The following is a 24,779-nucleotide window of genomic DNA, read 5'->3' on the forward strand; positions in this document are numbered from 1 at the left end:
GCACGATGCCCCCATGTCGCGCACCGGCAGGTGGCTCGTGCTCGCAGCGGCCTGGCTGGTGCCGGTCTGCTGGACCGGCGCCGCCCTGCTGGCCGGTCCCTCCGACGGGACGTCGCTCTCCGCACGGCTGCTGCCCTCGTACGCACCGGGCTGGGGTCAGGAGGTGCGGGTCGCGGCGACCTACGGCGAGACGCCGTTGCGCGCGGGCGACGTGGTGCAGGCCGTCGACGGCCGGTCGCCGCAGGAGTGGGCGCGTGAACGCGGCAGCGTACGGCGAGAGGTGGGCGACGTCGTCCGCTACGAGGTGCGCCGGGCCGGGGCCGACCTCGACCTGATCCAGCAGGTGGACGTCACCCTCCAGCGCTATCCCGTCGCGGCGGCGGTCCGCGCCGCCCCGCACGTCGTGCTCCTGCCCGGGCTGCTGCTCGCGCTGGGCTCGGCGGTGTTCTGGGCGAGACCGGGGGCGGTGCCCGCGCGTGCGTTCCTGGCCGCCACGGCGCTGCTGCCCTTCATGCTCACCGCCACGCCACTCGGCCTCGGGGCCATCGACCTCGCCGGCGGACGAGGCGTGTGGGCCCAGCTCGTGGGGGAGGCGGGGGCCGCGCTCGGGCTCGTCGCGCTGGTGCTCGCGGTCGCGACGCTGACCCGCGGGAGCCGCCCGGGCCGGTGGGCGACGGTGTGGGCGACGGCGGTGCTGCCCGCGGTGCCGGTGCTCGGCTACGGGGTGTGGCTCGCCGCACGACTGCCCGGGGTCGGGCCGACGCTCGCCCGCCTCGCGGTGCTGGCCACGGTGTGGTCGCCTGCCCTGTGGTCCGCGGTGCCGGCGCTCCTGGTCGGCGCGACGCTCGCCCACCTCCGTGCGCGCCGCCGGGTCGACGTGCTCGCCTCCAGGCTCGCCCTGCTGGGTGTCGGCGCCGGTCTCGGAACGTGGGTGGTCCTCGGTCCGGCGCCGGCCCTGCTCACGGGTGCCGAGGTGCTGCGACCGGACCTGATCGTCCTGCTCGCCGGGGCGCTCACGACGACGTGCGTCGCGGCGGCGGCGGCGCACTTCCGGCTCGGCGACATCGAGCCGCGCGTACGGCGCGGGCTCGTGCAGGCGCTCGTCCTGGTCGTCGTCGGTGCCGCCTTCGTGGGCGGGGTCCGGGCGGCGGACGCGGCGGTGGACATCTCGGCCGGATCGATGCTGGCCGGTGGGCTGCTCGCGCTCCTCCTGCTGCCGGTGGCCGTGGCCGTGCAGCGGGCGGTGCGGCGGGTGGTCTACGGCGACCGGGAGTTCCCGGACCGCGTCGTGTCGGACCTGCGTCGGCTCGACGCGCTGACCGCGCCCGAGGAGTCGCTGGGCGAGGCGCTCGGGCTGCTCGCCCGGCGCCTGCACCTGTCCTACGCGGCGGTCGAGGTGCTGGCCACGCCGACCTCGGGGCCCGTCTCGGCGTCCATCGGCTCCCCGGGAGGCGCTCCGGCGACCGTCGACCTGACCGTCGGCGGCGCCACGCTGGGCCGGCTCCGCGTCGAGGTCGATGCGGGCCACGACCCGTTCGGCCGGGGCGATCGGCGGCTCCTGGAGGACATCGGCACGCAGGTCGGCGCGCTGGTGCAGGCCGTCACCACCAACCGCGAGCTCCAGGTCTCGCGCCAGCGCCTGGTCGCGGCCCGCGAGGAGGAGCGCCGACGGCTCAGGCGCGACCTGCACGACGGGCTGGGCCCGTCCCTGGCGTCGTTGGCGATGCGCCTGGAGGCGGCCACCGACCTCGTCCACCACGACCCGGACCAGGCCGCGGAGCTCATCGCCCGGCTCTCCGACCAGGCTCGCGAGGAGATCGCCGAGGTGCGACGGCTGGTGGACGGGCTGCGCCCGCCGGCGCTCGACCAGCTCGGGCTCGTGTCGGCGCTGCGGCACCTGGCGGCCGAGCACGGCACGGTCTCCGGAGGGGTGCCGTGGTCGATCGAGGCCGACCCCGATCTCGAGCCGCTCCCCGCGGCCGTCGAGGTCGCGGCCTACCGCATCGTCTCCGAGGCCGTGACCAACGTGCAGCACCACAGCCGCGCCGACGAGTGCGCCGTCCGCCTGGCGCGCGACGGGGCGGTGATGCGGATCGAGGTGTCCGACACGGGCACGGGGCTGGCCGACGACCGTCACGCGGGTGTAGGCCTGTCCTCGATGCGCGAACGAGCCCAGGAGCTCGGCGGGTCGTTCGAGGTCGTCGGCCGCCCCGGCGGGGGCACCCTGGTCCGGGTGCGCCTTCCGCTCGAGCAGGGATGACCGGGAGGGAGGAGGACCCCATGGACGGCTACCGGGTGCTGGTCGCCGACGACCACCACGACTTCCGGCGCGGGCTGGAGGCCCTGCTCGCCGCAACGCCCGACGTGGAGGTGGTGGGCGCCGCCTCCGACGGCGCGCTGGCGGTCGCCATGGCCCTGGACCTCCAGCCAGACGTCGTGCTGATGGACCTGCACATGCCGCGGGTCAACGGCATCGACGCGACCGCGCAGATCGTGGCGTCCTCACCGCACATCGGCGTGCTCGTGCTGACGATGATGGAGGACGAGGAGTCGGTCTTCGCCGCCGTGCGGGCGGGCGCCCGCGGCTACCTCCTCAAGGGGGCGCGCCGCGCCGAGATCACCCGCGCGGTGCAGGCCGTCGGCGCCGGCGAGGTGATCTTCGGCCCCGGCATCGCCGACCGCGTGATGGCCTACTTCGCCGGGGTGCGCAGTCGCCCGGTCGCCGACGCCTTCCCCGACCTCACCGACCGTGAGCGGGTGGTGCTGGGGCTCATCGCCGAGGGCAAGGAGAACGGCGAGATCGCCCGGCAGCTCGACCTGTCGGTCAAGACCGTGCGCAACCACGCCAGCAACATCTTCACCAAGCTGCAGGTCGCCCACCGCGCACAGGCGATCGTCAAGGCGCGGGAGGCCGGACTGGGCTGAGGCTCACCCGGAGTCGCGGCAGCCGCCCTGGAGCCGGGCGTCGTCGCGCGCGTCCGCCCCCACCGCGGCTGCCTGCTCGAGGTCGGGCAGCACCACCGAGGCGCCGTACTGCACGTCGAAGGTGCCCCCGACGATGCAACCGGTGGTGCGTCGCGGGTCGATGGCGGTGAGGGCCTGGACGAGGCGGTAGGCCGCCGACGGCGACAGGTCGGTCTGCAGCCCGGACAGGGCCGTCAGGGTGGTGCTCTCGATGAAGCCCGCCTCGTCCTCGGCCGCCCGCAGCCGCTCGAGCACCCCCAGGAGGAGCCGCTGGTGGTTGGCGACGCGGGTGAAGTCGCTGGCCGCCGGCAGGGCGTCGCGGGTGCGGGCGTAGAGGAGCGCCTGCTCGGCGTCGAACGTGTTGGCGCCCCGGCGCACCCGCACGCCGCCGTCGTCGGTGGTGAAGGAGATCGGCGAGTCCACGTGCACGTCGCCGACCGCGCCCATCATCGACCGGAACCCCTCGAAGCCGGTCACCAGCACCACGTCGGGCTCGATCCCCAGCAGCTCGTCGACCTCCCGGGCGACCCCCTCCGGACCCTCCTCCCGCAGCGCGGTGTTGAGGCGCGCACGACCTGTGCCCAGCTCGACGTAGAGGTCGCGGGGCAGGCCGAAGGCGACGGCGTGTCCGGTGCCCGGGTCGATGCCGACGAGCTGGATCGCGTCGGTCAGCCCGCCCATCACGTCCTCACCGGCGCCCGCCTGCGACCCGAGGGCCAGCACCCAGGTGACCCCGCCCCCGGCGTCGACGGCCCTGGCGGTGCCCACCGCGGACAGGCTGATCGTCGTGGGGTGGACCGAGCCGCTCGGCACCACCAGGGCGACGCCGGCGAGCAGCGCCAGCCGCGCGAGGGCCCGCCGCAGCCACCTCACGGGAGCACCTCGGCCGCCGCCTCGCCGGCGGGTGCGCCGTCGTCGAACGAGACGTCGTAGCCGAAGATCGACCAGGTGTCCCGCTCGGCGTCGAGCAGGAACCGGCCGTCGAGCGACAGGGGCCGCGTCGAGCCGTCCTCCATCGTCGCCTCGAAGGCGAAGTGCACCCGGGCGCTCGCGCCGTGCACGGTGCCCGCCTCGGTCAGGAACGAGAGCCGTGCGTCGAGGTCGGTGGCCCGCACGGCCGTGGCGTCGCGGACCGACGCCGCGGTGAGCAGGTCGATGTCCTGCGCCGCGTCGCGGGCGGCGCCGCTCGTGAACGACGCGAAGGAGCGGACGAACTCCTGGCGCGGGAAGTCGCCCAGGAACGCCCCGACGACGTAGTCGGAGAGCACGTCGCCGACCGCGCCCTCGACCTCGGCGCGTGCCTGCTCGTCGAGCCGATCGGCCCCCGAGACCGTCTCCACGCGCAAGGCCACCGAGCTGGGTGAGGTGGGCGGGTCGTCGTCGGCCGGGTCGTCGGTCGAGCAGGCCGTCGCGAGCATGCCCGCCGCGAGCGCCACGCCGACGCTGGCGGCCAGACCGGCACGGCGGCGAGTGTGGCCCATGGCGTTCATCATGTCCGACGCGCCGCGCCCCTGTCTCAGCTCGCGGGGACCGTGTTGACCGGGGACAGGTCGAAGTCGGCGACGTTGTCGCGGGCCGGGTGTCGCTCGCCGACCGGGCCGCGGGAGAACTCGCTCACCAGCGTGCCGGTCACGGTCCGGGTGAAGTCGGCGGTGGCGGCGCCGAGGGGACGCTCGCACCGGTCGACCATCGCGCAGCCCCAGCGCAGGGTGCCGGCGTTGAACACCCCTGCCCCCGAACGGGCGGTGTAGTAGACCGACTGGGTCGTGGTGGTCACGCCCCGGCAGGAGTACGGCGAGTGGCTGAGCACCTGCAGCGGCCGCGGCAGGCGCGCGTCGGGGTAGACCCGGTCGGCCTCGGGGCCGACCAGCCCGGGCACGTGGTCGCCGCGCCGCACGCCCGTGCCGCGGAAGCCCCACCAGCCCGGGCTGGCCACGACGTAGTCGGTGTCGACGGGGTAGCACTCGTACTGCATGCCCAGCAGGTCGTGCTCCGGACGCGGCACGGGCGGCTCGCGGAACATCGCCGTCGTGTCGACCGAGCCGCGGGCGTGCAGCGGGTCGAGGTGGGCGGAGTGCCGGTAGCCGACGACCACCCGGGCGGGCGCGCCGGCAGCGGGCTCGAGCCGGATCCGCCAGTACATCGTGTTGGCGCCGAGGAAGGCGAGGTTGGTCCCGGCGTCGCGCGCGGCGAGGACGACGTCGCGCATGGTGTTGGTCCAGTACTCGTCGTGCCCCATCGAGACGTAGCCGCGCGCGCCGGCCAGCACTCCCGGCGTGGTGTGGAGGTCGACGTTGGTGAAGTAGGACAACGGCACGCCCGAGCGCTCCGCCCGCACCACGACCGGCAGGGCCGCGGTGCGGTAGTCGTTGGCGCCCGTCGCCCCGTTGTAGGGCCGGTCGAAGCTGACGGCGTGGCTCGGCCGGTCCCCGTTGGCGCCGGCGTAGAGGCTGTATCCGCCCCACTCGTTGTAGGCCTGCCACGTGGTGATCGGCGCGACCAGCGCGACGGTGCCCTCCGCCGTCGGGGAGGCGACGACGTAGGGGACCTGGGTGCCCCACCCGGTGTCGGTGAGCAGCCGGAAGACGTAGAACCCCGGCTCCCACTCCGTGGTGTCGACGGTGAGGGTGCGGCGCCAGGGCGCGACCACCGTGCGCCGCTCGTACGACGAGTAGCGCGGCGCGGACTGCTCGCGTCCCAGGCGGAACCCCGACTCCCAGACGAACGCGCCCGTGCCCCCGGCGTAGGCGCCGATGCGGAAGGCGGCCACCTCGTAGCCACCCTCCGTCGTCGACACCTTGAGCCCGATGCGGGTGCCGGGCACGCCGCTGGCGCGGGTCGTGTAGGCCGCGACCTCCCCGTGCAGCGACGGCCTGCGCACGCGCCAGTCCTCCGAGCCGCGCGGGGCCGGCGAGGGCGTCGCCTCGCCCGGCCCGCCGGGCGGCGGCGTGTCCACCGCCCGGCGGGCCTCCCCCTCCGCGGTGCGCGGTCCCCCTCCGCGCCCCCCGTCCCCACCCGGCTGGGCCGCTCGCTCCACAGGCCCGCACCCTGTCGCGAGCACGGCCAGCGCCACTGCCAGCGCCACCGCCGCGACCACCATCCGTCGTGGCTGCATCGCCCGCTCCTCGATCCGTGGCGCCGGCCCTCCGGCGCCCTGGTCACGACGGTGGTCCGCGGGCACGTCCCGGGGCACGGGGCGGCGGTCCCGGACGGCCGGGACGATCCGGCGACGGTCCCGACCGGGGGCGGGCCCGGGCCGGACGTGGACCTAGGATCAACCCCATGCCCGAGATTTCCCGGGACGAGGTGGCCCACCTGGCCATGCTCGCCCGCATCGACCTCTCCGACGCCGAGCTCGACCACCTGGCCCCCCAGCTGAGCGTCATCCTCGACTCGGTCGCCTCCATCAACGGGGTCGCGGGTGACGACGTGCCGCCCACCTCGCACGCGCTCCCGCTGACCAACGTCTTCCGCGACGACGTCGTGGTGCCCGGCCTGACCGCCGAGGAGGCGCTGTCCGGCGCCCCCGCCCGGGAGGGCCAGCGCTTCTCGGTCCCGCGGATCCTGGGTGAGGAGGCCTGATGAGCGACGTCACCCGCAGCACCGCTGCCGCCCTCGCCGAGGGCCTCGCCACCGGCGAGGTCACCTCGGTCGAGCTCACCGAGGCCCACCTCGACCGCATCGACGACGTCGACGGGGCCGTGCACGCGTTCCTCCACGTCGACCGCGGCGGCGCCCTCGCCCAGGCCGCCGAGTCCGACGCCCGTCGCGCCCGCGGCGAGGCGCGCGGCCCGCTCGACGGCGTACCGATCGCCGTCAAGGACGTGCTGACCACCCGCGGGCTGCCGACCACCTGCGGCTCGAGGATCCTCGAGGGCTGGGTGCCGCCCTACGACGCCACGGTCGTGGCCCGCCTCCGCGAGGCCGGCCTGCCGATCCTGGGCAAGACCAACATGGACGAGTTCGCGATGGGCTCATCGACCGAGCACTCGGCCTACGGCCCCACCCACAACCCGTGGGACCTCGACCGGATCCCGGGCGGGTCCGGGGGCGGCTCGGCCGCCGCGGTCGCCGCGTTCGAGGCGCCGCTGGCCATCGGCACCGACACCGGCGGCTCGATCCGCCAGCCCGGTGCCGTCACCGGCACGGTCGGCGTCAAGCCGACCTACGGCGGGGTCTCGCGCTACGGCCTCGTCGCGCTCGCCAACAGCCTCGACCAGGCCGGGCCGGTCACCCGCACCGTGCTCGACGCGGCCATGCTCCACGACGTGATCGGCGGTCACGACCCGCGCGACTCCACCTCGATCCAGCAGGCGTGGCCCTCCTTCACCGAGGCCGCGCGGGCCGGCGCCGCCGGCGACATGACCGGCGTCAAGGTCGGCGTCATCACCGAGCTGGCCGGCGACGGCTGGCAGCCCGGCGTGATGGCGCGCTTCCAGGAGTCGGTCGACCTGCTGGTGAAGGCCGGCGCGGAGGTCGTCGAGGTGTCGTGCCCGTCCTTCGTGCACGCCCTGGCCGCCTACTACCTCATCCTCCCCGCAGAGGCGTCGAGCAACCTCGCGAAGTTCGACGCGATGCGCTACGGCCTCCGGGTGACCCCCGAGGGCGACCCGAGCGCCGAGGAGGTGATGCGCGCGACCCGCGACGCCGGCTTCGGCGACGAGGTCAAGCGCCGCATCATCCTGGGCACCTACGCGCTGTCGAGCGGCTACTACGACGCCTACTACGGGCAGGCGCAGAAGATCCGCACGCTCATCAGCCGCGACTTCGACGCCGCGTTCGGCGAGGTCGACGTGCTGGTGTCGCCGACCGCCCCGACCACGGCGTTCCGGCTGGGCGAGAAGCTCGACGACCCGATGGCGATGTACCTCAACGACCTCGCCACCATCCCCGCCAACCTCGCGGGCACGCCGGGCATCTCGGTGCCCAACGGCCTCGCCGACGAGGACGGCCTGCCCACCGGGTTCCAGGTGCTCGCGCCTGCCCTGGCCGACGACCGCGTCTACCGCGTCGGCGCCGCCCTGGAGGCCCTGCACGCCGACCAGTGGGGCGGCCCGCTGCTCGACAAGGCTCCGGCGCTGGCCGGTGCCCCGACCGCCGAGGTGAACTGACGTGACCGAGACCCTGATGCCCTTCGACGACGTGCTGGCGGCCTACGACCCGGCTCTCGGCCTCGAGGTCCACGTCGAGCTCAACACGGCCTCCAAGATGTTCTGCGGCTGCCCGGCCGTGTTCGGCGGCGAGCCCAACTCGGGCGTGTGCCCGACCTGCCTCGGGCTGCCCGGGGCGATGCCGGTGGTCAACCGCAAGGCCGTCGAGTCCGCGATCCGCATCGGCCTCGCGCTCAACTGCGACATCGCCGAGTGGTGCCGGTTCGCCCGGAAGAACTACTTCTACCCGGACATGCCGAAGAACTTCCAGACCTCGCAGTACGACGAGCCGATTGCCTTCGACGGCTGGATGGACGTCACTGTGCCGGTCGATGGGGGCGACGACGAGACGTACCGCGTCGAGATCGAGCGCGCCCACATGGAGGAGGACACCGGCAAGTCGTTGCACGTCGGCGGCTCCACCGGCCGCATCCACGGCGCCGACTACTCGCTGGTCGACTACAACCGCGCGGGCATCCCGCTCATCGAGATCGTCACCCGCCCGATCCTCGGCGCGGGGGCCAAGGCGCCCGACGTGGCCCGCGCGTACGTCGCCCAGCTGCGAGAGCTGATCGTCGCCCTCGGCGTGTCCGAGGCCCGGATGGACCAGGGCAACCTGCGCGCCGACGTCAACCTCTCGCTCGCGCCCAAGGGCAGCGGCACGCTCGGCACCCGCACCGAGACCAAGAACGTCAACTCGTTCCGCTCCGTCGAGCGGGCGGTGCGCTTCGAGATGCAACGGCACGCCGCGATCCTCAGCGGCGGGGGGACGATCCTGCAGGAGACCCGCCACTGGCACGAGGACACCGGCGTCACCACGAGCGGCCGGGAGAAGTCCGACGCGGACGACTACCGCTACTTCCCCGAGCCCGACCTGGTGCCCGTGGCTCCGAGCCGCGAGTGGGTCGAGGAGCTGCGCGGCACGCTGCCGGAGAACCCGACCGTGCGCCGGGCGCGGCTGCAGGCCGAGTGGGGCTTCACCGACCTCGAGATGCGCGACACCGTCGGTGCCGGCGCGCTGGGGCTCGTGGAGCAGACCATCGCCGAGGGGGCCGCCCCGCAGGCCGCCCGCAAGTGGTGGCTCGGCGAGCTGGCCCGCCGCAGCAACGAGGACGGCGTCGACCTGGTCGACCTGCCGATCACTCCCGCCGACGTGGCGCGCATCCAGGCGCTGGTGGACGAGAAGGTCGTCAACGACAAGCTCGCGCGCCAGGTCTTCGAGGGCGTCCTCGCGGGCGAGGGCACCCCCGACGAGGTCGTCGAGAAGCGCGGCCTCGCGGTGGTCTCCGACGACGGCGCGCTCGGCGCCGCGGTGGACAACGCGATCGCCGCCAACCCCGGCGTGGCCGACAAGATCCGCGACGGCAAGGTCGCCGCGGCGGGGGCCCTCATCGGCGCGGTGATGAAGGAGATGGGCGGGCAGGCGGACGCCGGACGGGTCCGCGAGCTGATCCTGGAGAAGCTCACCTGAGTGCGACTTTCGTCGGATTCGGCGGTTGACCGCCAGGTCTAGACAACTTGTTAGGGTGATTGCGAGTCACATTGGTCACATCACCAACCAACGCTCGCAGCACCGGGGGAGTGGTCGGCCGCGGCATGCGGTCGCGACGACCTCTGCGAGCGGGAAGGAAGTCATGCACCATCGCATTCGACCCGTCCGCACGGCTCTGGTCGCCCTGTCGACCGCAGCCCTGGGGGTCGGCGTACTCGCCGCTCCGCCCGCATCGGCGGAGCCCACGCCTGCCCTGCGCGCCGCCAAGGCCGCAGTCAACACCGACAGCACCCCGTCCACGATCGCCGCAGAATGGCTGGCCGGAGAGCTCAGCAACGGGCTGATCGTCGGCTCGTCCGGCCCGGACCTCGGCCTCACCGTCGACACCGGCCTGGGGCTCTCGACCGTCGCCGGTCAGGGCGGCACCATCACGGCGATCAACAACTCCCTCGAGCCGCGCATCGCCGACTACGTCGGCGACGGCACCACGGAGTCCTACGCCGGTCCGCTGGCCAAGGCCGCCGTGTTCGCCTGGACCGCCAAGCAGAACCCGACCAGCTACGGCGGGGTCAACCTCATCGCCCGCCTCCAGGAGCGCACCGCCGACGTGCCGGCGGATCCCGCTGCCCAGCCGCAGGCCGCGGCCATCGCCGGCCGGATCTTCGACAAGTCGGCGTCCGGCAACTACGCCAACGTGATCGGCCAGGCCTACGCCGCGCGTGTCCTCACGCTGGCCCAGTCGACCGAGGCCGCCGCGGCGCGTGACTTCCTGCTCAAGCAGCAGTGCGCGTCGGGCTACTTCCGTAACACCTTCGCCAACGCCGACGTGCCCGACCAGTCGTGCACCGAGGGCGCGGCCGGCAGCGCGGCCGACCCGGACGCCACCGCGATCGCGGTGATCAACCTGGTCGAGTCGGGCGACGACAGCCCGGCCGTCGTGGGCGCCCTGGCCAAGGCCGGCACCTGGCTGGCCAAGCGCCAGCGGGGGAGCGGTGCGTTCCGCGCCGCAGCGCCGGTCAGCAAGATCAACACCAACACCACGGCCCTCGGCGGCTACGCCCTCGGCCTGCTGAAGAACCGCGACGCGGCGCTCAAGGCCGCGCTGTGGGTGCGCAAGAACCAGCCGGTCGACAAGTTCAAGTGCCGCACCGCGCTCACCAAGGACACGGGGGCGGTGGCCTACCGCCGGCAGGAGATCGCGCCCGCCGAGACCACCGGCATCCCTGCCACGGCCCGCGACGAGTGGCGTCGGGCCACCGCCCAGGCGATCCTCGGTCTCCAGTTCGCCCCGGCGAGCACGGAGAAGCTGCGGATCGTCTCGGTGCGCAAGCAGGCCCGCGCCGGTGACCGCGTCCAGTTCCGGGTCTTCGGCCTCGCTCCCAGTGAGAGCGCCTGCCTGCAGGTCAAGGGCGACTTCCTGCACCTGACGGGCAAGAAGAACGGCGGCAAGATCGTGCGCAAGCTCGTGCTGCCGACCGGCAACCAGCGCCGCGTGGCTCTCGTGAAGACCGCGGACGACGAGGCGCGTACGTCGCTGCGGGTGCGCAACTGACGCACTCCTGACCCGCACCACCACCTCGGCCCGGCGTCCCACGACGCCGGGCCGAGGTGCGTCCGGGCAGCGCCGGGGGATACGCTGCACGGGCCGTCCCGACCGGGTCGGCACCACACACGCCCGAGCTGGGGAAAGCCGGTCCGAAACCGGCGCTGACCCGCAACCGTGGGCACGGGAGCGATCCCGTGCGAGCCGGAACACCCGCCTCGACGCGTCTTGATCACCATCGCTGTCGAGGAATGCAGCGAGGGCGGACCGGCTGATGCCTCCTTCCCTCGTTGTCGCAGCGAGGGAAGGAACCATGAAGTTCTCCGCGTCGGGATCCGCCCTGTCGGGTCTCGCTCTCACCCTGGCCGCTGCCACTCTCGCGCAGCCGCTCCTCGCCCCGCCCGCCCAGGCGGCCGGCACCACCACGGGTGCCCCGGCATCCGGGGCCGCGCGCTCGGCCACCGGATGGCTGGCGACGCAGCTCACCGGCGGCGTCATCCACAACGACACCTACGACTTCGACGACCTCGGCCTGACCATGGACATCGGTCTCAGCATGGACGAGGTCGGCGGCGACCAGGCCATGGTGCGCCAGATCCGGTCCTCGCTCGCCGGCCGGATCGAGGAGTACGCAGCGCCGTCCGTCACCGAGCGCTACGCCGGCTCGCTGGCCAAGGCGATGGTCTTCGCCCAGGTCTCCGGCGCCGACCCGCGCACCTACGGCGGCCTCGATCTCGTCGCCCAGACGGAGGCGCGGGTCGTCGCGAGCGGTCCGAGCGCGGGCCGCCTGCGCGACCAGTCGGCCTACGGCGACTACGCCAACCTCTTCGGTCAGGCCCTGGCCGTGCGCGGCCTGTCGGTCGCGGGGTCGGCCAAGGCCGCCGCCACCACCGACTTCCTGCTGCAGCAGCAGTGCGCCTCCGGCTACTTCCGCGTCCTCTTCACCCCCGACGCCACCGCGGCCGACCAGTCGTGCGCGGACGGCACCGACCCGGCCGACACCGACGCCACCGCCTTCGCGGTCGTCCAGCTCGCGGCGGTGTCGCCGCGACCCGCGGCGGTGGACCGGGCGATCACCCGGGCCGTCGGGTGGCTCGCGGCCACCCAGCGCGCCGACGGCTCGTTCGGCGGCAGCCCCTTCACCCCCGACCCCAACACCAACAGCACCGGGCTCGCCGCGAGCGCGTTCGCCGTCACCGGCGCCTGCGAGCGGTCCGGCCGCGCAGCGGACTGGGTCGCCACGCTCCAGGTCGGCCAGCAGCCGGCCGGCTCGCCGCTGGCCGACGAGGAGGGCGCGCTCGCCTACGACCGGGCGGCGCTGGACGGTGCCGCGACCGCCGGCATCGGAGCGGGCCGCGACCAGTGGTGGCGCGCGACGGTGCAGGCCGTCGCCGGCCTGACCAACGCACGCGGCTCGGCGAAGGCGCTCACGGTGACCTCCGCCGGGAGCGAGCCGGGGTCGACCGCCACCCTCACCGCGACCGGCGGGGCCGCCGGCGACCGCTTCTGCCTCACCGGGCCCGGCATCGACGGCAGCCGCACCGCCGTCGTGGGTTCCGACGGCACCCTGAGCGCCAGGGTCGGCCTTCCCGCCGTCGCCGGCGCGGCGACCTACACGCTCACCGGTCGTGACGGCGCGACCAGCCACACCGTGCTCGTCGGCGCAGCCGAGTCCGCGCGCGGGTCGGTCGCCGGCGTCCGCCTCGCCGGGCCGAGCGGCTTCCGCAAGGCCGGCAGCAAGGTGGCTCTCGAGGTGGTTGGCGCGGCTCCGGGCGCCCGTTTCGCCCTCCGTGGTCCCGGGATCGCGGACGCCACCGTCGTCGTCGGCTCCGACGGCGTGCTGACCCGCGTGGTGCGGCTGCCGCGCACGACCGGTGCGGCGACGTACGTGCTCACCGGGGCGGACGGCCGGGCCACCGGCCGGGTCCGCGTGCTCGGCAAGAAGACGCTCGCCGTGTCGACCCTCGCCAGCGACGGCCCCCGCACGCGCGTGCTGGTCCGCCGCCTCGCCGCGGGGGAGAAGGTGCGCCTGCGGATCGCCGGCACGACGGTCGCGACGGGTCGCGCCAACGCCAAGGGCAGGTTCCTCGCCCGTGTCGCCCTCCCCGAGGGACGCGCGAAGGTCCGGATCCGGGCCGTCGGGCAGTTCGCCGCCCTGCGCTCCGGCTCGACGACGGTGGCCCCGCGGTGACCGCCCGCGCCGCGCGCCGCCTGCTCGTCGCGCTGCTGCTCGTCCTCGCCCCGGGCGTCGTCCTCGGGGCCACGTCCCCGGCCGGCGCCGCCACCTGCACCTCCTCAGGCGGGGTCAGCGTGGTCGTCGACTACCGCGAGCTCGGCGGCAGCATGGTCACGGCCTGCTCGGCGGACGGGGGCGGCAAGAGCGCCGCGGCGATCTTCGCCTCGGTCGGGGTGGGCATCACCTACGCCACCCGTCAGCCCGGCTTCGTGTGCCGGGTCAACGGCGTCCCCGCGAGCGACCCGTGCGTCAACACCTCGCCGCCCAACGCCTACTGGGGCATGTGGTGGGCCGACGGGTCGAAGGCGTCGTGGACCTACTCCGCGGCCGGCATCGGCTCGCAGACCGTGCCGGCCGGCGGGTCGGTGGCGTGGTCGTGGCAGCAGGACCGGACGGCCGGCTCCAACGTCCCGCCGGGCCTCGCGCCCCCGGTGACGAAGACCGCGACCCCGACGTCCTCCCCGTCGCCGTCGTCCCCGACGTCGTCGCCCTCGCAGGGCAGCTCCCCGACCGCCTCGCCCAGCACCGGCGGCTCCGGCAGCGGCTCCGGCGGCGGGTCGGGTGGCTCCGGCGGCTCGGGCGGCGGCTCGCAGCCCAGCGGTCCCGCCACGACCTCCGGCGGGTCCGGCGGCAGCGGCGGCTCCGGCTCCGGGGGCGGCTCCAGTCCGTCGGCGTCGTCGTCGCCGAGTGCGTCCGGCGGCTCCTCCGCGCCCTCCTTGGACAATGAGTCTCCAGGAGACTCACGGCGCAGCGAGGGTCCGGGCGGCGCCGAGTCCGACGGTCCCGACGGGGGCTCGGGCGGCGACGGCAAGGGGGCGGACAAGGACTCTGACAAGGACTCCGACAAGGGCACGGGCAAGGGCTCGAAGGGTTCCGAGCGCGATGAGTCTCCGGGAGACTCAGCGTCCAGCGCCGACGGCGGTGCCTCTGCCGACCCGGCCCCGGGCGCGTCCTCCGAGACGGCCCCGACGAGCGCCGACGCGCCCGGGCGGGTGCCGGCCGCCCTCACCTGGGGCGTGCTCGGGATGCTCGCGGTCGCGATCGCGGTCAGCGCGGTCGTGGCGCGCCGCCGACGGGGGGCCTGACGCCTCGTGACCGGATCGGCGGCGCTGCCGCGAGACCTGCACCCGCTCGCCTGGTGGACCTGGGCGATCGGGCTGGCCACCGCTGCCTCGCTCACCACCAACCCGCTGCTGCTGCTGCTCGTCATGGGGGCGGCGACGGTGGTGGTGATGGCGCGCCGATCCGGTCATCCCTTCGGCCGGTCCTTCCGGCTCTACGTCCTCCTGGCCGTGCTCACCGTGGTGCTGCGGGTCGTCTTCCGCATCGTCTTCGGCGGCCAGGAGGTCGGTCACGTGCTGCTCGACCTGCCGGAGGTGCCGCTGCCCGACTGGGCTGCCGGCGTCCGGCTGCTGGGGCCGGTGACCAGCGAGGCGCTGCTCGCCGGCCTGTACGACGGGCTGCGGCTGGCCACGATCATCCTGTGCGTCGGCGCCGCGAACTCGCTGGCCAACCCCAAGCGACTGCTCGCGTCGGTGCCGCCCGCGCTCTACGAGATCGGCACCGCTCTCGTCGTCGCGGTGACGATCTTCCCCCAGCTCGCCGACAGCGCCCGCCGCGTCCGCGCCGCGCAGGCGCTCCGCGGCGGCGCGACCTCGGGTGTCGGACGGCTGCGCCGCTTCCTGGTGCCGGTGCTCGAGGACGCGCTCGAGCGTTCCCTGGCGCTCGCCGCCGGGATGGACGCCCGCGGCTACGGCCGCTCGGGCGACGCGACACCTCGCGAGCGCTGGACGACCGGATCGCTCCTGCTGCTCGCCCTCACCGGCATCTGCGTCGGCACCTACGCCTGGCTCGACCCCACCGCGCCCCGCGTCCTCGCACTCCCGATGCTCGCGGCGGGCGCGAGCGTCGCGGTGCTCGGCATGGTCAGCTCCGGGCGGCGGGTGCAGCGCACCCGCTACCGCCCCGACCCGTGGCGCGGACCCGAGCTGTTCACCGTCGGCGTGGGCGTCACGGTCGCCGTGCTGGCCTGGTACGTGAGCCACACCCAGGTCGCGGTCGCCTACCCCGGCGTGGACGTCGCGCCCTACCTCTCGCCGCTCGCCCTGCTGCTCGGTGTCCTCGGCACGCTCCCGGCCGTGGCCACCCCGGTGCCTGCCACGGCGCCCGTGCGACGGGAGGCGGCGGCATGAGCGCGCCACGTGCCGCGGGCAGCGGCGTCATCGAGCTGCGCGACGTCGGGTTCCGCTACGACCGGCGCCAGGTCCTGGCCGGCGTCGACCTGAGTCTCGAGGAGGGCGAGCTGGTGCTCGTCTCGGGCCGCACGGGGGTGGGCAAGTCGACGCTCCTGGGCGTCGTCACGGGCCTCGTCCCGCGCTTCACCGGCGGGGTGCTCACCGGCGACGTCCTGCTCGACGGGCGCAGCATCGTCGAGCAGCCGCCGCGCGAGCGGGCGCACCTCGTCGGCTACGTCGGGCAGGACCCGCTCGCGGGCTTCGTCGCCGACACCGTCGAGGAGGAGCTCGCCTACGGCATGGAGCAGCTCGGCACCGCCCCCGAGACGATGCGACGCCGCGTCGAGGAGACCCTCGACCTGCTGGGCATCGCCGACCTGCGGGCCCGCGACCTCCGCACCCTCTCCGGCGGTCAGCAGCAGCGGGTCGCGATCGGCGCGGTCCTCACCACCAACCCGCGGGTGCTGGTCCTCGACGAGCCGACCTCCGCGCTCGACCCGACCGCCGCCGAGGACGTCCTCGCGACGATCACCCGGCTGGTGCACGACCTGGGCCTGACGGTGCTGCTGGCCGAGCACCGGCTCGAGCGCGTCGTGCCGTTCGCCGACCGGATCTGCCTGGTGACGGGGGACGGCGGCATCCGCGTCGACGACCCGCAGGTCGTGCTCGCCGACTCACCGGTCGCTCCGCCCCTGGTCGAGCTCGGCCGCCTGGCCGGCTGGGATCCCCTGCCGCTCACCGTGCGCGACGCGCGCCGGCGCGCCCGCTCGCTCCCCGAGCTCACGCCCGCCGCGCCTGCGCCCCAGTCCGCCGCCGACCCCCTGCTCGTCGCCCGCGGCGTCACGGTCGTCCACGGCTCCCACGTGGCCGTGCGCGAGGTGGACCTCACGCTGTCCACGGGCCGGGTCACCGTCCTCATGGGCCGCAACGGCTCGGGCAAGTCCAGCCTGATCTGGGCGCTCCAGGGCTCTGGCAAGCGACGCGCGGGCTCGGTCGACGTCGCAGGCGACGACCCCGCCGCGCTCGCGCCGGCCGCGCGGCGTACCCACGTCGGGCTGGTGCCGCAGACCGCCGCCGACCTGCTCTACCTCGAGACCGTCGCCGAGGAGTGCGCGGCGGCCGACATCGGTGCCGACGCCGGTCCCGGCACCTGCCGTGCGCTGCTCGACCGCCTCGCCCCGGGGATCGACGACGCGATCCACCCCCGTGACCTGTCCGAGGGACAGCGGCTCGCCCTCGCGCTCGCCATCGTGCTGGCCGCCCGGCCGCCCGTCGTGCTGCTCGACGAGCCGACCCGCGGCCTCGACTACGCCGGCAAGGCCGAGCTGGCCCGCATCGTCGCCGGCCTCGCCGACGACGGCCACGCCGTCCTCCTGGCCACCCACGACGTCGAGTTCGCGGCCCACGTCGCCGACGAGGTGGTCGTGATGGCCGAGGGTGAGGTCGTCTCGAGCGGCCCGCCGCGCCGGGTGCTGGCCGAGTCGCCGTCGTTCGCCCCCCAGGTCACCAAGGTGCTCGGCCCGCCGTGGCTCGTCGTCGAGGAGGTCGCCGCCGCGCTGGCCGACCGGGCAGCAACGCGCGACGGCACCGGGGAGGGCGCATGAGCACCGTCGAGCGACGCCGCCCCAGCGCCCCGCCCCCGGTCGCCCTGCCCATCGGGCCGCGCACGGCGGCCGTGCTCGTCCTCGCCTCCGTCGCCGGGCTGATGATGCTGTGTTGGCCGCTCCTGCTGGAGGTGCAGCCCGGCGACCGCGTCGAGCCGCCGTTCCTCTTCCTCGCGCTGCTGCCCCTCGTGATGGTCGTCGTCCTCGCGGAGATGGGGGAGGGCGGCATGGACGCCCGCGTCCTGGCCGTCCTGGGCGTCCTGTCCGCCATCAACGCCGTGATGCGGGCACTCGGCGCCGGGACCGGTGGCATCGAGATGGTGTTCTTCCTGCTGGTGCTGGGTGGGCGGGTCTTCGGGCCGGGGTTCGGGTTCGTGCTCGGGTGCACCTCTATCTTCGCGTCGGCGCTGCTCACCGCGGGGGTCGGGCCGTGGCTGCCGTTCCAGATGATCTGCTCGGCCTGGGTCGGGATGGGCGCGGGCCTGCTGCCCCGCCGCGTCGGCGGTCGCGCCGAGATCGCCATGCTGGTGGCCTACGCGGTCGTCGCGTCCTACCTCTTCGGCATGCTGATGAACCTCAGCTTCTGGCCGTTCGCGCTCGGCATCGTCGTCCCGGGCCACGAGGGCTCGCTCGCCTACGTTGCCGGCGCGCCGCTGCTCGAGAACGCCCACCGGTTCCTCGTCTACACCCTGCTCACCTCCACCGGCGGCTGGGACACCGGCCGCGCGATCACGACGAGCATCGCCATCGTGGTGCTGGGTCCAGCGATCCTCACCACGCTGCGCCGGGCGGCCCGCCGCGCCGTCGTACGTCCGGGCTGAGCCGCGCGGCCCGATCAGCGCCGGGTCGGTGCCGGGGTCCCGACCGGGTGGGTGCCGGACGGGTCAGGGCCGGACGCGGACGATGCGGTCGTCGGCCGGGGTCGGCTGGCCACGTCCGTCGCGGTTGGAGGTGGTGACCCAGAGCAGGCCGTCGGGCGCGGCGGCGACGGTGCGCAGCCGGCCGAAGTCCTCGGTGAGGAAGGCGCGCGGCTTGGACGCCGTGCCGTCCTCGGAGACCGCGATGCGCCACAGTCGCTGGCCGCGGAGGCCGGCCATCCAGAGGTGCCCGTCGGCGAACGCCAGTCCGCTCGGCGAGGCCTGCTCGACCGGCCAGACCACCTGCGGGTCGACGTAGTCCGGGTCGTCGCCCGCCCCCTCGACCCGGGGCCAGCCGTAGTTGCCGCCCTTCTCGACGAGGTTGAGCTCGTCCCACTCCGAGTCGCCGAACTCCGAGGCCCACAGCCGGCCCTCGTCGTCCCACGCCAGACCCTGGACGTTGCGGTGGCCCAGCGACCACACGGGGGAGTCGGGGTCGGGGTTGCCCGGCGCCGGGTCGCCGTCGGGGGTGATCCGGAGGATCTTGCCGGCCAGGCTGTCCGGGTCCTGGGCGAGCTCGGGGTCGCCCGTCTCGCCGGTCGTCACGTAGAGGTAGCCGTCGGGACCGAACGCGATCCGGCCGCCGTCGTGGATGAACCCGGCCGGGATGCCGTCGAGGACGACCGTGGGCCTGCCGAGCCGGGTGCCGTCGAGGCGGGCCTTGACGACCCGGTTGTCGGTGGCGGTGGTCAGGTAGAGGAAGAGTGTGCGGTCGGAGTCGTAGTCCGGCGACACGGCGACGCCGAGGAGCCCTGCCTCGCCCTGGGGGGCGGCGTCCGCGATCGTGCCGAGCGTGGCGACCTCGCCGTCCTCGTCGATGCTGAGCACCCGGCCGGAGATGCGCTCGGTGGCCACGGCCGTGCCGTCGGGCAGGAAGTCGACCCCCCACGGCACCTCCAGGTCCTCCACCAGGGTGTCGACGACCTCGGGCGGTCCGGACGACGCCCCCGCCGACTCCGACGCGGACCCCGACTCGTCCGGCGCGTCGGAGGGCGTCGGCTGCTCGGGCAGGTCCGTCGGCTGCGTGGTGCGGGGCATCGGGTCGGGCTCGGTGCTCGCGCAGCCCGCCACGGCGCCCAGCGTCAGGGCCAGCGAGCCGAGGAGCAGTCGCGATCTCAGGGGGCTGCTCGTCATGTCGCCAGTGTGCCGGGTGCCGTCGAATGCTCCTCGCCGCGGCCTCCGGGCGGCCCACCCGGGGCGGACCCCGACCGGGTGGCGCCGACGGACGCCGCCACCACGCAGGCGATGGCCAGCCACTGGAGCGGTGAGAGGTGCTCCTGCAGCACCACGATCGCGGCGAGCGCCGCGGCCGCCGGCTCGAGGCTCATCAGGATCCCGAAGACGGCGGGGCGCAGGCTGCGCAGCGCGACCAGCTCGCAGCTGTAGGGGATGACCGAGCTGAGCAGTCCCACCAGCGCTCCGAGGAGGAGCACCCGGCCGTCCCACAGCGACGTACCGGCGCTCATCAGCGCGGGCAGCGTCATCCCCGCCGCCGCGACGACGCTGGCCACGGCCAGCCCGTCGAGCCCCTCCCAGCGGCGACCGGTGCTCGCGCTGAGCAGGATGTACGCCGCCCAGGCCGCGCCGGCGAGCAGGGCGCAGGCCACGCCGACGAGGTCGAGGCCGGTGCGCTCGATGCCGAGGAGCGCGACCCCGGCACCGGCCAGCCCGACCCAGACGAGGTCGCGGGCGCGCCGCGAACCGAGGATCGCGAGCGACAGTGGCCCGATGAACTCGATCGTCACCGCGATCCCCAGCGGGATCCGGGACATGGACTGGTAGATCGCCCAGTTCATCGTGGCGAGGCTGGCGCCGAACCCGAGCACGACCAGCCAGTCCCGCCGCGTGCGGCCGGGGAGCCGGGGCCGGGTGAGGGCGAGGAGCACCAGCGCGCTGGTGATCAGGCGCAGCCACACCATGGCGGTGGGGGAGATCTCGTCGAAGAGTCCCTTGGCGATCGCCGCGCCGAGCTGCACCGACAAGATGCCCACCAGCACCAGGCCGACCGGCCCGAGCAGGGCGCTGCTGGGTCGCCGGGTCACCCGGCCACCCTATTCAGCCCGGCTCGTCAGCCGGCTGAACAGCCCTGTTCAGTCGGGCTGCTCGGCCGTGTCGTCCTCGAGGGCGAGGAGCGCCCGGCGCGCGTGCCGCTGCTCGGCGGCGAAGTAGTCCAGGCCCCAGTCGGCCACGAGCGAGGGGAACCGGAATGGCTCCCCGGGCCCGTCGGACCCCCTCAGCGCCGCACGAACGTCGGCGAGGTCCCACGCGGCCTGCTGCAGCTCGTCGATGTAGTCGCGCAGCATCTGCCTGGTCTGGTGCGGTTCGCCCACGTGGCCGATCAGCAGCCGCAGCAGCACCGTGTGCTTGAGGACGGGGAACCCGGCGGGCGTCTGGTCCATCCAGGTGCGCAGCGCTGTCCGTCCGGCCTCGGTGATCGCGTACGACGTCACCTCCCGTCCGCCCTCGGGGCGGGCGTCGGCGCGCACCAGGCCCTGCTCGGTCAGGCGGCGCAGCTCGGTGTAGATCTGGCTCATCGCGGGGGAGACCCAGTAGAAGCGCAGCGTGATGTCGGCGCGCTGCTTGATCTCGTAGCCCGTCAGCTCGTCGCCGAACGTGAGGAGGCCGAGGATCGCGTAGCCGGTCACCGGAAGGTCTTGACGCATGATCCTCCGAGAGTAGTGTTCCTAATCGGAATAGTCATCGTCTCGACGCCGGAGGGCCAACGTGTCGCGCACCTTGCTCATGGTCGGAACCCGCAAGGGGATGTGGCTCGGGACCTCGGACGAGTCCCGGCAGTCGTGGGACTGGACGGGCCCCCACTTCCCGATGGAGGAGGTCTACTCCGTCATGGCCGACACCCGTGGGAGTGCGCCGCGGCTGCTGGCGGGGGCCTCGTCGAGCTGGCTCGGCCCGCAGGTCTGGCGCTCCGACGACCTCGGCGCTACGTGGGACGAGACGCCCAACGGCGCCGTCCGCTTCCCCGAGGACACCGGCGCCACCGTGGCCCGGGTGTGGCAGCTGCAGCCGGGACCGTCCGGCGACGGCGGCGACGAGGTGGTGTGGGCGGGCACCGAGCCCGGCGCGGTCTTCCGGTCCGAGGACCGTGGCGAGACGTTCTCGCTGGTGCGCGGACTGTGGGACCACCCGCACCGCGCGGAGTGGAACGCGGGCTTCGGCGGCCAGGCCTTCCACACGATCCTCCCCCACCCGGACGACCCCTCGCGCGTGCTGGCCGCGTTGTCCACCGGCGGCGTCTACGTCACCGCGGACGGCGGGGAGACCTGGCAGCCCTCCAACACCGGTGTGAAGGCCGAGTTCTTCCCCGGCGAGCGCAACTATCCCGAGTTCGGCCAGTGCGTGCACAAGGTCGCCAGGGACGCCGCCGACCCGGAGCGGCTCTACCTGCAGAACCACGGTGGCGTCTACCGCTCCGACGACGGCGGCACCTCCTGGCAGGACATCGCCCCCGGCCTGCCCACCGAGTTCGGCTTCGCCATGGTCGCCCACCCGCACCGCGGCGACACGGCCTACAACTTCCCCATCACCGGCGCGGAGGCCCGCTGGCCCGTCGACGGCTGCGCCCGGGTCTACCGCACCACGGATGCCGGCGCATCGTGGGAGCCGCTGGGTGACGGCGTCCTGCCCGACGGCTACTACACCGCCGTCATGCGCGACGCCATGTGCGTCGACGACCACGACGTCCCCGGCCTCTACTTCGGCGGTCGCAACGGCGGCGTCTGGGCCTCGCCCGACGAGGGAGCGTCGTGGCAGGAGATCCACAAGGACCTGCCGGACGTGCTCGTCGTCCGCGCCGTGAAGCTCCCCTGACGCGGGTCGCCCGGCCACCCCACGCGAGCCGGGCACCCCCACCCGCGCACCCACCCGCGCACCCACCCGCGCACCCACCCGCGCACCCACCCGCGCACCCACCCGCGCACCCCCACCCCCGCGCATCCCCGCCCCCGCCACTACTGGGCCTTGAGTCTCTGAGCGACTCAAGGCCCAAGGCGCGCTCCGGGGTGCCCGCCGACCGCGCTGCTGTGCCGTGAGTCCCTCAGAGACTCACGGCACAGCAGGGACGAGGTGGGCGCGGGCAGCCTCCGGGCGCGGACCGGGGAACGTCCACAGGCGCGGGCGCGCGGGCATTTCGAGAAGCCCTGTGGAAAGGGCGCCGCTCCTGTCGGTCGCCGGGCGTGTGATGGGTCGTGACGAGGCGATCGTGACCAGGAGGCCGGCGATGGGGACGGATACAGCACGCATCACGTGGCGCGATGACGTGTCCGACGCGGAGATGGCGGTGTGGACCGAGGAGGAGTGGGAGTGGTTCGGGATGGGGCCGTTCGACGGCGGGATACCCGGGCTGGTCCGCCGGGTCCGGCGGATCCTGGAGGTCTCCCAGCGGGGCCTGGCCGCCCTGATCGACGTCTCGCAGTCGGTGGTGGCTCGCTGGGAGACCGGCCGCACCAGCCCGCGGGCGTGCGTGCTCCACGAGCTGCTCCGGATGGCCCGGCTCACCGTGACGTACCGCGACGAGGAGACGGGGGAGGAGGTGACGCCGATGCGCGACGACGGAGCGCGCAAGCACGGCGGGAGCCGGTTCCCCGCCCACGCCGACCTGCGAGCGACCGGGTGGTGGACCCCGCGTCAGCTGATGACGACGATGGTCGAGTACTACCGGGTGCGCGACCGCTCGCGGGCGCGACGGGACCCGTCGATCCGGGCCACCACGTGCCCCTTCTGGCGCCGGCTCGAGCGCCTGCTCCACGGCACGCCCGACGACCATCCGTCGAGGTGGCAGCTGGCCGCTGAGGCCGAGCACCTCGACGAACGACGTGAGGAGCGCCTCGGCGTCGGCGTCCGGGTGAGACACCGTGCACCGGCCCGAGCGGGGGCTACTAGCCTGACGGCATGACGCACGCAGCCGACGGACCCGACATCAAGCCTCGCAGTCGCGACGTGACCGACGGGCTCGAGAAGGCAGCGGCCCGCGGCATGCTGCGGGCTGTCGGCATGGGCGACGACGACTGGGAGAAGCCCCAGATCGGCGTCGCGTCGAGCTGGAACGAGATCACCCCCTGCAACCTCTCCCTCGACCGGCTGGCCAAGGCGGTCAAGAACGGGGTGCACGCCGCGGGCGGCTTCCCGCTCGAGTTCGGCACGATCTCGGTGTCCGACGGCATCTCGATGGGCCACGAGGGCATGCACTTCTCGCTGGTGAGCCGCGAGGTCATCGCCGACTCGGTCGAGACCGTGATGATGGCCGAGCGCCTCGACGGCTCCGTCCTGCTCGCCGGGTGCGACAAGTCGCTGCCGGGCATGCTGATGGCCGCCGCGCGCCTCGACCTGGCCAGCGTCTTCCTCTACGCCGGGACGATCATGCCCGGCCAGGTCGACGGCAAGGACGTCACCATCATCGACGCCTTCGAGGCGGTCGGCGCGTGCCTGGCCGGCAAGATCAGCCGCGAGAAGGTCGACGAGATCGAGCGGGCCATCTGTCCCGGCGAGGGCGCGTGCGGCGGCGCCTACACCGCCAACACGATGGCCAGCGTCGCCGAGGCGCTCGGCATGTCCCTGCCGGGCAGCTCGAGCCCGCCGGCCGTCGACCGCCGCCGCGACGGGTTCGCCCACAAGTCCGGCGAGGCCGTGGTCAACATGCTGCGCCAGGGCATCACCGCGCGCCAGATCATGACCCGCCCGGCCTTCGAGAACGCCATCGCGATGGCCATGGCGCTCGGTGGCTCCACCAACGCCGTGCTCCACCTGCTCGCCATCGCCCGCGAGGCCGAGGTCGACCTGACCCTCGACGACTTCACCCGCATCGGCCGCACCGTCCCGCACCTGGCCGACATGAAGCCGTTCGGCCGCTTCGTGTGGACCGACTTCGACCGCGTGGGCGGCATCCCGGTGCTGCTGCGCGCGCTGCTCGACGCCGGGCACCTGCACGGCGACGTCCTCACCTGCACCGGCAAGACGATGGCGGAGAACCTCGCCGACCTCGACCCCAAGCCTCTCGACGGCGAGATCCTGCGCCAGCTCGACCGTCCGATCCACGCCACGGGCGGCCTGACCATCCTCAAGGGCTCGCTCGCGCCCGACGGCGCGGTCGTCAAGAGCGCCGGCTTCGACGACTCCACCTTCACCGGCACGGCCCGGGTCTTCGACGGCGAGCGCAAGGCGCTCGACGCGCTGGCCGAGGGCGCGATCACCGCCGGCGACGTCGTCGTGATCCGCTACGAGGGCCCCAAGGGCGGCCCCGGCATGCGCGAGATGCTCGCCATCACCGGCGCGATCAAGGGCGCAGGCCTCGGCAAGGACGTCCTGCTGATCACCGACGGACGGTTCTCCGGCGGCACCACCGGGCTCTGCGTGGGCCACATCGCCCCGGAGGCCAGCGACGGCGGACCGATCGCGTTCCTGCGCGACGGCGACCAGATCACGCTCGACGTGGCCAACATGACCCTCGACCTGCACGTCGACGAGGCCGAGCTGGCCGCGCGCGCCGAGGGCTGGGAGCCGTTGCCGCCCAAGTACACCCGCGGGGTGCTCGGCAAGTACCGCAAGGTGGTCCAGAGCGCCGCGCACGGGGCGGTCTGCTACTGACGTCGAGCCGGGCGGAGGCGGCGGATATGTTGCGGTCGT

20 protein-coding genes are annotated in these 24,779 nt (G+C 74.3%); 14 read left to right on the forward strand and 6 right to left on the reverse strand.

Annotated elements, in window-relative coordinates; translation table 11 throughout:
• Positions 1-13: 13 nt before the first annotated feature.
• Both AC4H2S_RS07635 and AC4H2S_RS07640 read left to right on the forward strand, forming a co-directional pair.
• Complete coding sequence (locus AC4H2S_RS07635) at positions 14-2,260, forward strand: sensor histidine kinase (protein WP_491496362.1); 2,247 nt, start codon at positions 14-16, stop codon at positions 2,258-2,260.
• A gap of 20 nt (positions 2,261-2,280) precedes the next feature.
• The gene (locus AC4H2S_RS07640) at positions 2,281-2,925 is read left to right on the forward strand and encodes a response regulator (RefSeq protein WP_491496363.1); all 645 of its coding nucleotides are present in this window, start codon (positions 2,281-2,283) and stop codon (positions 2,923-2,925) included.
• A 3-nt stretch (positions 2,926-2,928) separates the two neighbouring features.
• On the opposite strand, the gene AC4H2S_RS07645 is transcribed toward AC4H2S_RS07640, so the two are convergent.
• The 3 genes from AC4H2S_RS07645 to AC4H2S_RS07655 are packed head-to-tail and all read right to left on the reverse strand — an operon-like array spanning position 2,929 to position 6,079.
• Positions 2,929-3,837 (reverse strand): LCP family protein, encoded by a 909-nt coding sequence (locus AC4H2S_RS07645; RefSeq protein ID WP_491496364.1) that lies wholly within the window; start codon positions 3,835-3,837, stop codon positions 2,929-2,931.
• A complete protein-coding gene (locus tag AC4H2S_RS07650) occupies positions 3,834-4,445 on the reverse strand; it encodes a hypothetical protein (protein WP_491496365.1) in 612 nt (203 codons plus the stop codon). Before AC4H2S_RS07650 ends, AC4H2S_RS07645 begins: the two co-directional genes overlap by 4 nt.
• Before the next feature lie 35 nt (positions 4,446-4,480).
• Positions 4,481-6,079: a N,N-dimethylformamidase beta subunit family domain-containing protein gene (locus tag AC4H2S_RS07655; protein WP_491496366.1), complete on the reverse strand. Its 1,599-nt coding sequence runs from the start codon at positions 6,077-6,079 to the stop codon at positions 4,481-4,483.
• A gap of 167 nt (positions 6,080-6,246) precedes the next feature.
• Between AC4H2S_RS07655 and gatC the strand changes: the two genes are divergently transcribed.
• The 9 genes from gatC to AC4H2S_RS07700 all read left to right on the forward strand — a co-directional run bounded on the left by gatC (position 6,247) and on the right by AC4H2S_RS07700 (position 18,044).
• Positions 6,247-6,546, forward strand: coding sequence for an Asp-tRNA(Asn)/Glu-tRNA(Gln) amidotransferase subunit GatC (gene gatC, locus AC4H2S_RS07660; RefSeq protein WP_491496367.1), 300 nt, complete (start codon positions 6,247-6,249; stop codon positions 6,544-6,546).
• Complete coding sequence (gatA, locus tag AC4H2S_RS07665) at positions 6,546-8,075, forward strand: Asp-tRNA(Asn)/Glu-tRNA(Gln) amidotransferase subunit GatA (protein WP_491496368.1); 1,530 nt, start codon at positions 6,546-6,548, stop codon at positions 8,073-8,075. The genes gatC and gatA overlap by 1 nt, the downstream gene beginning before the upstream one ends.
• A 1-nt stretch (position 8,076) precedes the next feature.
• Positions 8,077-9,585, forward strand: a complete 1,509-nt coding sequence (gene gatB / locus AC4H2S_RS07670) for an Asp-tRNA(Asn)/Glu-tRNA(Gln) amidotransferase subunit GatB (protein ID WP_491496369.1) — start codon at positions 8,077-8,079, stop codon at positions 9,583-9,585.
• Between the two features lie 163 nt (positions 9,586-9,748).
• Entirely contained in the window at positions 9,749-11,158 is a 1,410-nt protein-coding gene (locus AC4H2S_RS07675) for a prenyltransferase/squalene oxidase repeat-containing protein (protein ID WP_491496370.1), read from the forward strand.
• A gap of 304 nt (positions 11,159-11,462) precedes the next feature.
• Entirely contained in the window at positions 11,463-13,340 is a 1,878-nt protein-coding gene (locus AC4H2S_RS07680; protein ID WP_491496371.1) for a hypothetical protein, read from the forward strand.
• Positions 13,337-14,470 carry a hypothetical protein gene (locus AC4H2S_RS07685; protein ID WP_491496372.1) on the forward strand — a complete coding sequence of 378 codons (1,134 nt, stop codon included), beginning with the start codon at positions 13,337-13,339 and terminating at the stop codon, positions 14,468-14,470. The genes AC4H2S_RS07680 and AC4H2S_RS07685 overlap by 4 nt, the downstream gene beginning before the upstream one ends.
• A 6-nt stretch (positions 14,471-14,476) precedes the next feature.
• A complete protein-coding gene (locus AC4H2S_RS07690) occupies positions 14,477-15,577 on the forward strand; it encodes an energy-coupling factor transporter transmembrane component T (RefSeq protein ID WP_491496373.1) in 1,101 nt (366 codons plus the stop codon).
• A complete protein-coding gene (locus AC4H2S_RS07695; RefSeq protein WP_491496374.1) occupies positions 15,574-17,223 on the forward strand; it encodes an ABC transporter ATP-binding protein in 1,650 nt (549 codons plus the stop codon). The genes AC4H2S_RS07690 and AC4H2S_RS07695 overlap by 4 nt, the downstream gene beginning before the upstream one ends.
• The gene (locus AC4H2S_RS07700; protein ID WP_491496375.1) at positions 17,220-18,044 is read left to right on the forward strand and encodes an ECF transporter S component family protein; all 825 of its coding nucleotides are present in this window, start codon (positions 17,220-17,222) and stop codon (positions 18,042-18,044) included. Before AC4H2S_RS07695 ends, AC4H2S_RS07700 begins: the two co-directional genes overlap by 4 nt.
• A gap of 63 nt (positions 18,045-18,107) precedes the next feature.
• Here the strand turns inward: AC4H2S_RS07700 and AC4H2S_RS07705 are convergent, their stop codons facing one another.
• From AC4H2S_RS07705 to AC4H2S_RS07715, 3 genes are read right to left on the reverse strand one after another with little or no spacing between them, the layout of a single operon-like run.
• Entirely contained in the window at positions 18,108-19,274 is a 1,167-nt protein-coding gene (locus AC4H2S_RS07705; protein WP_491496376.1) for a PQQ-dependent sugar dehydrogenase, read from the reverse strand.
• Complete coding sequence (locus AC4H2S_RS07710) at positions 19,271-20,182, reverse strand: EamA family transporter (protein WP_491496377.1); 912 nt, start codon at positions 20,180-20,182, stop codon at positions 19,271-19,273. Before AC4H2S_RS07710 ends, AC4H2S_RS07705 begins: the two co-directional genes overlap by 4 nt.
• A 48-nt stretch (positions 20,183-20,230) precedes the next feature.
• Positions 20,231-20,803: a PadR family transcriptional regulator gene (locus AC4H2S_RS07715; RefSeq protein ID WP_491496378.1), complete on the reverse strand. Its 573-nt coding sequence runs from the start codon at positions 20,801-20,803 to the stop codon at positions 20,231-20,233.
• 61 nt (positions 20,804-20,864) lie between these two features.
• On the opposite strand from AC4H2S_RS07715, the gene AC4H2S_RS07720 reads away from it, so the two are divergent.
• The 3 genes from AC4H2S_RS07720 to ilvD all read left to right on the forward strand — a co-directional run bounded on the left by AC4H2S_RS07720 (position 20,865) and on the right by ilvD (position 24,740).
• A complete protein-coding gene (locus tag AC4H2S_RS07720; RefSeq protein WP_491496379.1) occupies positions 20,865-21,968 on the forward strand; it encodes a WD40/YVTN/BNR-like repeat-containing protein in 1,104 nt (367 codons plus the stop codon).
• Between the two features lie 409 nt (positions 21,969-22,377).
• On the forward strand, positions 22,378-23,052 hold the full coding sequence (locus tag AC4H2S_RS07725; RefSeq protein WP_491496380.1) for a helix-turn-helix domain-containing protein: 675 nt from the start codon (positions 22,378-22,380) through the stop codon (positions 23,050-23,052).
• Entirely contained in the window at positions 23,049-24,740 is a 1,692-nt protein-coding gene (gene ilvD / locus AC4H2S_RS07730) for a dihydroxy-acid dehydratase (RefSeq protein WP_491496381.1), read from the forward strand. Before AC4H2S_RS07725 ends, ilvD begins: the two co-directional genes overlap by 4 nt.
• Positions 24,741-24,779 lie beyond the last annotated feature (39 nt).

Source organism: Nocardioides sp. Z13_37 (genome assembly GCF_058355585.1).